We start from the raw sequence: 11,862 nt of genomic DNA, 5'->3' as shown, positions 1-11,862 counted from the left end.
CAGCGACACGCGAAGATCCCACCCGGCACCGGCCGGGACAAACGGGATGAACCGATTACCTCAACTGGCAGCGATCACGCCTGAAGGATCGAGGTTGGAGGGCCAGATCGAGGATTTCTTTGGCTCGGGTCTCTTGCTGCTGGGCTTCGAGAAGCCATTCCATGGTGTCATCGCGCATTTTCCGGAGCTGCTGCTCTTTGCCCTTCAGCTCTTCCCTGACCTCCTCGATGGTTGCTTTAATTTCTTCTTCGGTTTCAATGTCGTCACTTTCGTCAGCCGCCATTGTCGCGGCAAGCGCGACAAGTTTCTTCTTACGCATGCGCTGATTTCTTTCGATCTGCTCGTCGATTTCAGCTATGCGTTCGCGATAGGAGCGGGAGCGGTCAGGTATTTCACCGATCCATTCCTCGGCAAGACGTTTGAGTTTGCTTTGATCGCTGAGCGTGTCTGCCACCTCCTTCCATACAACGCTTTCCAGGGGCTCCGCGAGAATCTCTTGGCAGGCACAGGGGATTTCGGCTCGATGTCCGCTACATCGGTATGTGGTGCGATCTCTGATTTCTCGATGGGTTCCAACATAGTGGTTTCCGCAGAGTGCTTGGACGCGTCTGGAGAGCAGGTATTCTTTCTGGCTATTCTTTGCGAAGGAGCGTCGGGCGAGAGCCTTTCTCACTTCGGCCACTCGTTCCGCGGGCAGTGGCGTGGGTACGGGGATCCGCACGGTTTCGCCATAGAGGGGCCGCCCGTCCGATGCGAGGCGGACCGCGTTGCCTCGGGGATGATCGGTGTTGCGGTAGATGATGTATCCATCGAGCGCTGTCTGCATGAACACACGGATGAGGTTGGCGCCGGTCCAAGGCAGGCCGCGTGGGGTGGTGTAACCGAGTGCATTGAGACTTCTGGCAGCCTCTTCTGCGTTGTTGCGTTCGTCGACAATGAGCCGTGCACCCTGGTCGAGGAGCTTGATCCCTTCCCCTCGAAGCGTCGGCGCGGCGTTCGAGCCCTTGCCGGGGAGCTCAAGCCAGAAGGGTGCGACGCCACCGGGCCAGCCGCCGGCCTCCAGTTTTTTCTCCCTGCCTCCCATGGTCCGGTCGAGGATCATGGTGTGCTCCAGTTCGGCCATGTATGCGAGGAGGCTGAGCTGGATGCCGAACATCTCGTCATCGCTGTCGATGCGGCCGTCGGCGGTCGCAACGCGGACGTTCTGGTCGGTGGTGTCGTAGACCCAGCGGTGAATGTCCTTCATCGTGCGGCCGATGCGGTCGAGTTTGCCGAAGATGACGAGTTCGTACCGCCCGTCCGCGATGTCGGCGTTGAGCGCACTCAAGTCCGGGCGCTTGGCGAGCTTCCCGGAAACGCCTCCGTCTGTGTACACCTCGTAGGTGTACTTTCCCTTGCCGATCTTGTAGTCGAGCCAGGCTATGGACTCTTCGAACTGGACTTGCAGTCCGTACCCCCTGAGCTGCTTGGACGTGGAAACACGAAGGTAGATAGCGACTCGCAGTGTGCCTCGGCTTGAGCCTCGTGACAGGGTTCGTTTATGCATCCCGGGCCTCCTTGGATTCAAGGAGTATCTGACCAGCGATCATCGCCTCGGGACAAGCATTCGACTTACTGGCCGGTTTCGCTCTGCGTGAACGGCCAGGACCGAAAAGGATTTCGGCGAGCTGCATCCGCTCCGAGTGGTCAAAGGTCCGAGGACGCCAAACTACTTGGACGTGAGGAGCGGTCCACTCTTCTAGATTGTCGTTGGGACAGGTTTGCTTCACAGTGGGAAGCGACCTTCCTGCAGAGTGACATGGAATCACTCCCGATGGTCGCGACGATCGCCGGTTTGGCTAACCGGCAACCGTGGTCTATGTTGCGCTCTCCACGGGGCGGGGGTGCGGGCGCGGGTGTACGCGGACCTCCGGTAACAGCTACCCACCGCGACCGCAGGGCCTTCTGGCAAGCAGCGTGACCACGGCGAGCACAAGCCGGTAGCAGCTACGCAGGGGCAATGTCTCGGTCACCGGCGCAACAATCAGCAACTGTTGGGCGGTGCAGAGGAGCTCAGTCGTGGTGAGCGCGAGGAACGCGCGGCGGTCGCACGATCCGGGGCTGTGTGGGGACCACCACTCGCATTCGCCATGGCCAACACGTCACGGAACTGGCCTGTCATCTCGTGAGGAAGGGACCGGGCGAGCGCGAGGGCGCGCGTGTGGGTGAGGCCGGTGCGGTAGGCCGAGGGGAGCGCCGTATACGCCTGTGCGCCGATCCGGGCTGCCTCCTCCGGCTCGCCGTTGTGGGCGAGGCAGGTGGCCCGGTCGATGGTGATGAGGGCGCGTGTCATCAGCGACGGTGAGTGGGTGGGTTCGAGCGCACGGTCCTGGACGAGGGTGGCCCTGGTGGTCTCCCCAAGCTGGGTGAAGGTCCGGGACAGGTGTACGGCATGTTTCTGCTCGGGGTAGCCAGTCCAGGTGTCGCCGCCCTGCTGGAAGGTGAGCCGCTGGACAAGCGTCTCTGCGTCCTGCGCGGCTCGTAGGGCCTGATCTCGATTCTCCTGGGCGGATTGCACCCTGGGCAAGAACGTTTTCGTTGGTTCCGGCAGCACGATCGGCGACTGTGTAAAGATCGGCAACGAGGCGAATCTGTTCGGTGCGACCGTCGCCGACGAGGCGATGATCTGCCCTGGCGCCCTCCTCCTGGAGGATCCCACCCCAGGGCCCCGGCGTTTGCCGGGATCGTCCGGTTTGATCATGTGATGCCGTAGAGGGCGAGGGCCCGGCCGTGGTCGGTGTGGGCTCGGCGTCCGGCTGCGGTGTTGACGTAGCCGGCGAGCTTGAGGGCGCCGTGGATCAGGTCGCGGATCACGGCCAGTACGGCGGGCGTGTTATGGGTTCTGACCTGGGAGTTGTCCTCGCCGAAGACAACATCGCGTACCCAGTGGACGGTGTTCTCCACGGTCCAGTGTCCGCGAGCCCATGAGGCGATCTCTGCGGCGTTGGCCTGCTCGGCAGGCAGGTCCGTGATGGCGTAGACGGTCTCACTGGACCACTTCTTCGCCCCGTAGAGCCGGCGCTTGCGGTGGATGCGCAGGACCTGCGCGGCGTGCGGGAAGAGCAGGTTGTCCACGGTGACGACCTGGACATGGCGCTGCTCGGCCGTGACCGCGGGCGTCGTCGCGGTGGATGACGGGCACGTCCTTCCAGGGCAGTTTCTGGAGTTGGCGGGCGAGGTTCTTCTGGTTGCCCTTCACGGTCAGCAGGTAGTGGGCTCCGCGTTCGTGCAGGTAAGAGGCGTGTGCGCGTTGAGCGTGGAGGGCATCGACGGTCACGACCGTCCCGGCGAGGACAGCGTCGTCGATCTGGTCCAACAAGGGCTGGAACTCGGGGATTTCGTTAGTCTTTGCGCCGATCTCACGGGAGGCCAAGGTGATGCCGTCACCATGACGGACGGCCGAGAGCACGAAGACCTGACTGCCGTCGGGCCGTTTCGCGCCGCGCAGACACTTGCCGTCCACCGCGATCGCCCACCGGCGGCGCCGGGCCGGAGTGCTTTGCGCTGCCACGTGGTGGGCGCGGCGCTGTTCGCGCTCGATGCCGCCGTCGGGCATCCGAAGCGTCGGGGCGCGAGGGGCAGCGGTGAGCAGGGGATGCAGATAGGCGTAGCCGGCCGCGCTGAGCTCGGCCGGATCGAGCCGCCCCAGAACACTGCGCAGCGTCTTCTCGCTCGGTACCCGATAACGGCCAAGGAGCGGGTGGTAGGGCAGACCGAACGCGGCCAGATGCTCCGGGGCGGCCCGGCGGCACCACTCGGCCGCCGCCGTGATCGAGTCGTGGCCCGACGCCGTCATCGCGCAGACCACCAGGGCCAGCAGCGAGGAGAGCCGATAGCGGACCCCGCACACGCCACGCGGATCGCTGATGGACTCCAACTCATCGACCAGCGAGCATACTTGCGCTTGGACGGCCTGCTTGCCGAGCTCATCGAGACGGGGTGCCGATCCGGACGGGGCGACGATGCGCGATGATGGCGGGACGAACACGGCACCCTCGTGGATCTTGAAGCGTAGAGAACATCCCAATGCCGTTGTCAAGTCGCCGTCGTGACTGGTGGTACTGCCTGATAGCACGCTCCGTCGCGGATCATCGCCCACAGGACGTTCACTCGCCGGTGCGCGAGCGCGATCAGGGCCTGCTTGTGCCCCTTGCCCTCGGCGCGTTTGCGGTCGTAGTAGGTCCGCGACGCGGGGCAGGATCTGAGGCTTGCCATCGCCGAGAGGCAGAAGACCCGCAGCAGGCCGCGGTGGTAGCGCCGGGGGCGGTGGAGGTTGCCGCTGACCCGACCGGAGTCCCGGGCGGCTGGGGCAACGCCGCCGTAGCCGGCCAGGCGGTCGGCGCTGGCGAAGGCGTCCATGTCACCGCCGGTGGCAGCGACGAACTCGGCCCCGAGTTGGCCGCCCATCCCGGGCAGGCTGCGGATCACCTCGGCGTGGGGGTGCTCGCGGAACCGGGCCTCGATGAGAGCGTCGAGCTCGGTGATCTCCTCGTCGAGGGCCGTCAACGCCTTGGCCATGCGGATCACCATGGCGACGGCGAGCTTCTCTCCAGGCAGGGCGCTCTGCTGGGCCTGCGCGGCTTCCAGCGCGGCCTTCGCCAGGGGCTCGGCGCCTCGGACTTTGCGGTTGCGCAGCCACGTCTCGATTCGCCTGGCGCCGGTGCGGCGGATGGCGGCCGGGGTCTGGTAGCCCGTCAAAAGAATGACGGGGCCCTTGTTCGTCAGGTCCAGTGCGCGTTCCAGCGCGGGGAAGTATTCAAGCAGTTGGGCGCGGAGCCGGTTGATCTGGCGGGTGCGGTCGCTGACCAGATCCGTGCGACGGGTGGTCAGGATACGCAGGTCGACCGCTATCTCGTCGCCGGGCCGCAGCCGGCCCAGATCGCGGCGCATGCGTGCCTGGTCGGCGATGACGAAGGCGTCCTTCGCATCGGTCTTGGCCTCTCCGCGATAGGTGCCTGACGCGCGGTGGACCGCCAGGCCGGTGAGGTAGGCCATGGGCTGGTCGTGGTTGAGCAGCAGGCCGATCAGCAGCGCGGCACCGCCGTGGTTGATGTCCACAGCCCGCAGCACGTCCTGGTCGATGTCCAGGACGTCGCCGATCAGATCCAGTAGGGCCGCTTCGTCGTTCAGGACCCGCCGGGAGAGCAGACGCTCGCCCCGATCGTTGAGCACCACGCAATGGTGATGTTCCTTGCCGATGTCCATTCCGGCCCAGATCCGGGGCACGGCCACCTCCGTCAGCTCGTCGTTGCCAATCGATCCCGCAGACGACCTCGCCGACGTAGTCCTACAGAGCGATCAAGTCGCACATCCCAATTGGCGGTCGAGTCGTCGCGGGGCCCCGGGCGGCCATGTTCTCTGAGCCATCCGATCGGCTCCTCCATGACAGCCATACCCAGGACCCCTGGGCCGACCGATCTTACGAGTGACCAGTTCGAACCCTCTTGAAAGGTAGGACTCCATGATCCACGGGGGCCGTGTTCGCCTGTTTCCGGGGTCGGCCGCCACCCCCAACCCGCTCAAGATCGGACGATCCCGGCAAACGCCGGGGCCCTGGATCCCACCCCCCGCGCCACTACCCCGGACAGGCGACGCAAGGGGCCCAATGACTGGACCCGTCGCCCCGTCACAATCGGTACCGCGGCAACGATCGGAGCCGGCGCGATCCTCGCCCCTGGTGTCACCATTGGGGCACACGCCCTGGTCGCGGTCGGCGCGGTCGTCCTGCGCAACGTCCCGGCTCACGGACTGGTCATCGGCAACCCCGCCCGCCATGTCGGCTGGATATGCCGGTGCGGACAGACCTTGGACGCCGCCCTTCACTGCCCCGCCTGCCGGCGCACCCACCGCCGCGACGGCTACCAGCTGGCCGAGAACCGGCCCCCGCCACTGGAGTGACGATCCGACCGGTTTGCCACCAGCTTGTGTCAAGGCACTGATGCCGCGCGGACCCTGTGAGCTGCGCCGCTAACGTCGCGTCGCATGAGCACCACGAATCTGCCTCCCGCGCAGTACTACGCCTCCTTGCCCAAGCACATCGCCGGCGCCGGAGCGATCATCCACGACGGCGCGGGCCGCATCCTGCTGGTCAAACCGTCCTACCGCACCACCTGGGAGATCCCGGGCGGCGGCCTGGATGCGGGCGAGGACCCGTTGCGGACTGCGCAGCGGGAGGTCAAGGAGGAGCTCGGCATCGATCTCGCACCGGGCCGACTGCTGGCCGTCGACTGGGTTCCCGAGCAGGCCGACGGCCGGCCGCCGCTGGCGAATTTCCTCTTCGACGGCGGTGTGCTCTCCCAGGCCGAGGCCGCACGACGGATCCACCTCGACCCGGACGAGCTCACCGCATGGAAGCTGGCCGACCCCGACCAGTGGGAGGCCCTGCTCGACCCGCACATGGCTCGCCGCTTGCACGCCTGCTCCCGCGCTCTCGCGAACGGGACCACCGTCTACCTGCAGTACGGATTCCACCCCACCCACGGCGAAGACTGACGCCCCTCCCTTCCGGTCGGCACGGGCGTCGACCGGAAGGAACCCGATGAGCCAGCTGGTACCCGTCGTACAGCCGCGCCTGGACGCGGCCGACATCGCCGCCGTCGTGCGCGTCCTTCACTCCGGCCACCTCGTCCAAGGCCCCGAAGTCGCCGCCTTTGAGGAAGAGTTCGCGCACCGCGGCCCTCGTGCAGAAGGCGCAGGGCCTGGCGGGCGGAATAGTGACGGGTGATGTCCTGGCGGGGAACGCTGGTGATGACGCATCCGAGCACGGGCGAGTAGAGGTAGCACTCGGGCCGGTCGGCGAGGATGGGGTCTGTGTAGCGAACGGTGGAACTCGTTCGGAAATCTTTAGCGTCGTCCGGCGGTGAGTCGTCTGTCGAAGGTGATGTCGAAGGCCTGGAGCGCGGCCTTCCAGCGCATGGTCCAGCGTTTACGGCCTGCTCCGGTGGGATCCAGGCTCATCACGGCCAAGTACACGCATTTGAGGGCTGCTTGATCGTTGGGGAAGTGTCCGCGGCCCCTCACGGCTTTCCGGATGCGTGCGTTGACGCTCTCGATCGCGTTGGTATCCGGTATGACAGTCGGTGGACGCCCGTGGCTGGTCCCGGTGACAGGATTCGTTCCTCGTCGTACGGTGCGACCGTCCGGGACAAGGGGCGTTCGGGGTTACCAGCATGGGCAGGCCGATCTTGCACAATGGGCTGCGAGCCCGCGTTAGTAGTTGGCCGCCCCTGCGACCTGCCCGGATGCGCCGCGAGCGCGAATCCGTAGATGTCGCTCCGCCCAGCTGGCCCCCTTCTCCGATCATGGCAGGGAGGCGGCAATGGGCAGGAAGATCGGCATGGATGTGCACCGCGACTTCGCTCAGGTCGCGGTGGTCGAGGACGGGCGGCTGAGCGACGCCGGGCAGATCGCGTGCCGGCCCGAGGGCCTGCGCGCGTGGGCGACGACGCTGCGGCCCGACGACGAGGTCGCCCTGGAGGCGACCGGCAACACGGAGGCGATCGTCGCACTGATCGCCCCGCGGGTCGCCCGGGTGGTGGTGTCCAACCCGATGAAGACGCGAGCGATCGCCGAGGCGAAAGTCAAGACCGACAAGGTGGACGCGAGGATCCTGGCCCAGCTCCTGGCGGCGGACTTCCTGCCACCGGTGTGGCTACCGGACGAACACACCCGTCAGCTGCGGCGCATCGTCGCCCGGCGCGCCCACTTGGTGCGCCAGCGGACCCGCCTAAAGAACCAGGTGCAGGCGATCACCGCCCGGAACCTCCTGCCGCGCCCGCCGGTGTCCGACCTGTTCGGCACCCGTGGACGCCTGTGGCTCCAGCGCCAGGAGCTGCCCGCGGACGAGCGCCGATCGGTGGGCGCACTGCTGCGACAACTGGATTTCCACGGAGAGGAACTCGCCGAGGTCGATCGGGAGCTGGCCACCGAGGGGCTGAGTGACCCGGCGGTGCGGCGGCTGATGACCGTCCCCGGCATCGACGTCGCCGTCGCTGTGTCGATCCGGGCCGCGGTCGGCGACTTCACCCGCTTCGCCTCGGCGGACAAGTTGGTCGCCTACTTCGGCCTCAACCCGAGCGTGCACCAGCCCGCCGCCCACGGCAGGATCACCAAGTCCGGCCGCGCGCAGGTGCGCGGGATGCTCGTCGAGGCGGCGTGGGTGGCCTCACGTGTCCCGGGGCCGCTGCGGGCCTTCCACCAGCGGATCAAGGCTCGTCGCGGGGTGCAGGTTGCGATCGTGGCCACGGCCCGGAAGATGACCGTCCTGTGCTGGCACCTGATCATCAAGGAGCAGGACTACGCGTTCGCCCGCCCGAGCCTGGTCGCCTTCAAGCAACGCAAGCTGGAGTTGCAGGCCGGAGCACCACGCGCTGTCGCCCGGCGTGGGAAGGGCTACGACTACAACAACCGCGAACTACGGCGCCACGAACGGGAGATCATCGAACAGCAGGAGCGCGCCTACGCGACCCTCGTGGCGCACTGGCAGCCGCACGGCCCCGGCAGGTCCACCACGGCCGCACGACGATTGCGGCGTCCTCGCCGGAGCCAAGGCTGAGCCGCTTCGCGGTGGCCTGCGGCCAGCCCTGACCCCGGCTCCGGGCGCCGCAACAGCGCAACGGTCCGCACCGAACCAGAAAGGCGTACGAATTCGGCTCAACCTCTTGCCGATTTCATCCGTCGTGCACACGATCTTGCGGATCTCCACGTCGAACTGGAGGAAGGGAACGAACTCGGCCCAGGCCGTCTCCCAGAGCCGGACGATGGCCGGGTACTTCTTGCCCCAGACCTCGCTGAACTCCATGAAGCGTTCCAGGGCCGCGTCCTCGGTCGGCGCGGTGTAGACCGGCTTGAACGCCTTGGCGATCTTCTCCCAGTCCTGGCGGCCCGCGTAACGGAAGCTGTTCCTCAAGAGGTGAACCACGCAGGTTTGGACGATCGTCGCAGGCCAGACGGTGTTCACCGCGTCCGGGAGCCCGGTCAGGCCGTCGCAGACCAGCATCAGAATGTCGTCCGCTCCGCGGTTCTTGATCTCGGTGAGGACCTGAAGCCAGTACTTCGCGCCCTCGCCGCCGTCCCCGACCCACAGACCGAGGATGTCGCGCTGCCCCTCGGCAGTCACGGCCAAGGCCATATAGACAGGACGGTTGGCCACCTGCCCGTTCCTGACCTTCACGTTCACACAGTCAATGAAGACGACCGGGTAGACGCGATCCAGCGGCCGGTTCTGCCATTCGGCCATGCCGGTCATCACACTGTCGGTGATCGTGGAGATCGTGGACTTGGAGATCTCTGTGCCGTACACCTCGGCCAGATGCGCGGAGATCTCCCCGTGCGTCAACCCCTTCGCCGACAGCGACAGCACCATCTCGTCCACCCCGCCCAAACGCCGCTGCCGCTTCTTGACCAGCTGCGGCTCGAACGTCCCGGCCCGGTCCCGCGGCACCGTGATCTCCACGGGACCGGCCTCGGTGGTCACCGTCTTGGACCGGTGACCGTTGCGGTAGTTGTCCCGGCCGCCCTCGGCCCGCTCCCCGGGCTCGTGCCCCAGATGATCGGTGAGCTCGCCCTCCAGCGCGGACTCCAGCACCCGCTGGGTCAGCTGCTGCAGCAGGCCGCCCTCTCCGGTGAGTTTCACCCCGCCGGCCTGAGCCCGGGACACCAACTCGGCGACCAGCCCGTCATCCACAGCGTTTGTCGCCTCCACGGCGGCCTCCCCGGCCTCGATGTCACTCGTCACGTCAGTCATCAACTGTCGCTTCCAGCTCGGGAGTTACACCACTCACGTACAGACCCGCCTCCGACCTGGGCATCCGCGCTGGTCTTGTATAGTCACCCCCCATGACTCAAGACCTCGAAATACAGGCTGCGGTGGCCGATCTCAACACCTACCTCGACGCCGCGCCGCGTCCCGACTGCGACCCGGTGGAGGTCGGGCCGTTCACGCTTTTCGTGTCGCGCTCGCCATGGCCGTACTACGCGCGGCCGACCGTGGGCAGCCGCACCCCGATCACCGCCGGTGATCTCGACACGCTCACGGCCGCCTGCGCCGAGCGCGGCGTCGACTTCGGGATCGAGTGGGTGCACGAGGACCACCCCGAGCTCGCCGGGCTCGTCGCGGCCCATGGACTGGACCTCAGCTCCCACGCGCTTATGCGGGCCGAAGCTGCGGACGTGGCCGCCACCGTGATCGACGGAGTCACCCTCCGCGTCGTGGCGGCCGGCGACGCGGCCCTGCTCGCCGGGCGCGCGACAGCCGATGTCGCCTTTACGGCCGGAGGCACCGAAGCCGGACCGGAGGGCGCCGCCGAACGGGACGCCTTCGAGGGCAAGCTCGACCCCGAGATGGCCGCCCACCTCAACGACCGCGCACGGCGCGGACTGACGGTCACCGCCGTCGCCGAGGACCCCACGGAAGGCGTCGTCGCTGTCGGCAGCTACCAGCCCATGGGCGAGTACGCAGAGATCGTGGCCGTCGCGACCCTGCCGTCGGCCCGGCTCCGCGGGCTGGCCGGCGCCCTCACCGCACTGCTGGTGCGGCACGCGCACGACGAGGCTGGCGTGCGGACCGTCCTGCTCTCCGCCCAGAACGACGCGGTCGCGCGCGTCTACTCGCGGGTGGGCTTCCAGCAGGTCGGAACGACGTACGCCGCCGAGCCCGCGGGCTGACCGAGGCGACAGCATCCGTCAGCCCGCCGATTCCGCTGCGTGCCCCAGGCCCTCGGCGACGAGGGCGACGAGCTCGCCCACGGTGCGTACGGACATGAAGCGACGCAGGTCGAGCCCGATCCGGGCCGGCTGCTGAAACTGGTCTGGGCCGACAGCGCCTACCAGGGTCCGACCCTGGCCAAGGCGTTCGCCCGGCACGGAGTCCGGATCGAGGTCGTGCGCCGCTCCGACGGGCAACGCGGATTTGTCGTACTGGCCCGCAGGTGGGTGGTGGAGCGAACGCTGAGCTGGCTGTCCCGCTCACGCCGCCTCAACCGCGACCACGAACGCCGCCCCGATCACCACCAGCAGATGGTGTGGTGGGCAGCCGTGATCAGGCTGTCGCGCCGGATGGCCGGCGACGCCCCGCGCTGGCCGGAGAAGCGTCCCGGCCGACTGCCCCGGGCGCGGGCATGAACCGTCCCTTCTTCTCCCGCAGCAGCCAGCCCCGCTTCTCCAGCGCGTAGGCACGGTGTCGAATCTTCTCCACCTCGTTCTTGCTGTCCGCCTCCCGGCCCACCGCCCGCGCCAGCTCCACCCCGCTCACCGGCCCCGACCCGGCCACCACCGCGGCGAACACCTCCCGATACAGGCCGCTGAGCACCTCCTCACCCATGCCCGACCGCCACACCGGCGGCCGCTCGTCATACCCCGCGCCGGAGCCGCTCGACCCCACAGCGGCAGCCACCTCACCACCAGACGCCACAAAACCCGACACATCCACCGCGCTCTCCTCGGCCAGCACCGACACGAGCTCCTCCCGCCCCACCCGGACCCGCTCGACACGCTCCCGCGCGGCATCCACCTCCGCCTGAGCCTGCTCCAGAACCTCCGTCCAGGACTCCAGCTCCTGCCTCGCCCACGCCTCACGCCGCTCCATCAACCCCAGCACCGACGGCATCGCACCCTCCTCGATCAACAACAAGCCGTCCGCTGCCTGCCCCTACCCCTCCGCGGTCATGCTCCGAGCACGAAGAAGCCCCTGCTCATCGAACAGGGACTCCCTTTGCCACAACGCACTAACCTTGAGATAAAACCTCTGGCTCGCCCAAGAAGGTGTTCGAGTCCCCCACATGGGCAAATGCCGGACAAGGCGACGGCTACGTCGTCATCCTCGGG

Annotated in this window: 8 protein-coding genes and 4 pseudogenes; 5 read left to right on the top strand and 7 right to left on the bottom strand. The window is 67.3% G+C overall.

The window, feature by feature from the left end; all coding sequences use genetic code 11:
* Positions 1-55: 55 nt before the first annotated feature.
* The 4 genes and pseudogenes from AB0N06_RS35665 to AB0N06_RS35650 form a co-directional block, all read right to left on the bottom strand.
* A complete protein-coding gene (locus AB0N06_RS35665) occupies positions 56-1,546 on the bottom strand; it encodes a recombinase family protein (RefSeq protein ID WP_366138839.1) in 1,491 nt (496 codons plus the stop codon).
* A gap of 477 nt (positions 1,547-2,023) precedes the next feature.
* On the bottom strand, positions 2,024-2,566 hold the full coding sequence (locus AB0N06_RS35660) for a hypothetical protein (protein ID WP_366138838.1): 543 nt from the start codon (positions 2,564-2,566) through the stop codon (positions 2,024-2,026).
* A gap of 170 nt (positions 2,567-2,736) precedes the next feature.
* A pseudogene (locus tag AB0N06_RS35655) lies at positions 2,737-4,027 on the bottom strand (ISAs1 family transposase).
* Between the two features lie 47 nt (positions 4,028-4,074).
* Positions 4,075-5,271, bottom strand: a complete 1,197-nt coding sequence (locus tag AB0N06_RS35650) for an IS110 family transposase (RefSeq protein ID WP_366138837.1) — start codon at positions 5,269-5,271, stop codon at positions 4,075-4,077.
* A gap of 750 nt (positions 5,272-6,021) precedes the next feature.
* On the opposite strand from AB0N06_RS35650, the gene AB0N06_RS35645 reads away from it, so the two are divergent.
* Together AB0N06_RS35645 and AB0N06_RS35640 are read left to right on the top strand one after the other, a co-directional pair.
* Positions 6,022-6,531, top strand: a complete 510-nt coding sequence (locus AB0N06_RS35645; protein WP_366138836.1) for an NUDIX hydrolase — start codon at positions 6,022-6,024, stop codon at positions 6,529-6,531.
* 46 nt (positions 6,532-6,577) lie between these two features.
* Positions 6,578-6,706, top strand: a pseudogene (locus tag AB0N06_RS35640) (aminotransferase DegT); the annotation flags it as partial.
* A gap of 176 nt (positions 6,707-6,882) precedes the next feature.
* On the opposite strand, the pseudogene AB0N06_RS35635 reads toward AB0N06_RS35640, so the two are convergent.
* A pseudogene (locus AB0N06_RS35635) lies at positions 6,883-7,113 on the bottom strand (transposase); the annotation flags it as partial.
* Positions 7,114-7,375: 262 nt separating this feature from the next.
* Between AB0N06_RS35635 and AB0N06_RS35630 the strand changes: the two are divergent.
* Positions 7,376-8,593, top strand: coding sequence for an IS110 family transposase (locus tag AB0N06_RS35630; RefSeq protein ID WP_366138840.1), 1,218 nt, complete (start codon positions 7,376-7,378; stop codon positions 8,591-8,593).
* Positions 8,594-8,704: 111 nt separating this feature from the next.
* On the opposite strand, the pseudogene AB0N06_RS35625 reads toward AB0N06_RS35630, so the two are convergent.
* Positions 8,705-9,784, bottom strand: a pseudogene (locus AB0N06_RS35625) (IS256 family transposase); the annotation flags it as partial.
* A gap of 92 nt (positions 9,785-9,876) precedes the next feature.
* On the opposite strand from AB0N06_RS35625, the gene AB0N06_RS35620 reads away from it, so the two are divergent.
* Both AB0N06_RS35620 and AB0N06_RS35615 read left to right on the top strand, forming a co-directional pair.
* Positions 9,877-10,704, top strand: a complete 828-nt coding sequence (locus AB0N06_RS35620) for a GNAT family N-acetyltransferase (RefSeq protein ID WP_366138835.1) — start codon at positions 9,877-9,879, stop codon at positions 10,702-10,704.
* Between the two features lie 39 nt (positions 10,705-10,743).
* Positions 10,744-11,160 (top strand): transposase, encoded by a 417-nt coding sequence (locus AB0N06_RS35615; RefSeq protein WP_366138834.1) that lies wholly within the window; start codon positions 10,744-10,746, stop codon positions 11,158-11,160.
* Here AB0N06_RS35615 and AB0N06_RS35610 read toward each other — a convergent pair.
* Positions 11,078-11,644, bottom strand: coding sequence for a hypothetical protein (locus AB0N06_RS35610; RefSeq protein ID WP_366138833.1), 567 nt, complete (start codon positions 11,642-11,644; stop codon positions 11,078-11,080). The genes AB0N06_RS35615 and AB0N06_RS35610 overlap by 83 nt on opposite strands.
* Between the last annotated feature and the right edge of the window lie 218 nt (positions 11,645-11,862).

This window comes from Streptomyces sp. NPDC051020 (genome assembly GCF_040683105.1).
Classification (GTDB): domain Bacteria; phylum Actinomycetota; class Actinomycetes; order Streptomycetales; family Streptomycetaceae; genus Streptomyces.
Note: the sequence above shows the minus strand (reverse complement) of the source record. Positions and strands in the feature narration are given on the sequence as shown.

What these genes read in the sequence shown, in the direction of transcription:
- AB0N06_RS35665 (WP_366138839.1), bottom strand. Translation starts at nt 1,546, where the DNA reads ATGCATAAACGAACCCTGTCACGAGGCTCAAGCCGAGGCACACTGCGA.
- AB0N06_RS35645 (WP_366138836.1), top strand. Translation starts at nt 6,022, where the DNA reads ATGAGCACCACGAATCTGCCTCCCGCGCAGTACTACGCCTCCTTGCCC.
- AB0N06_RS35630 (WP_366138840.1), top strand. Translation starts at nt 7,376, where the DNA reads ATGGATGTGCACCGCGACTTCGCTCAGGTCGCGGTGGTCGAGGACGGG.
- AB0N06_RS35620 (WP_366138835.1), top strand. Translation starts at nt 9,877, where the DNA reads ATGACTCAAGACCTCGAAATACAGGCTGCGGTGGCCGATCTCAACACC.
- AB0N06_RS35610 (WP_366138833.1), bottom strand. Translation starts at nt 11,644, where the DNA reads ATGCCGTCGGTGCTGGGGTTGATGGAGCGGCGTGAGGCGTGGGCGAGG.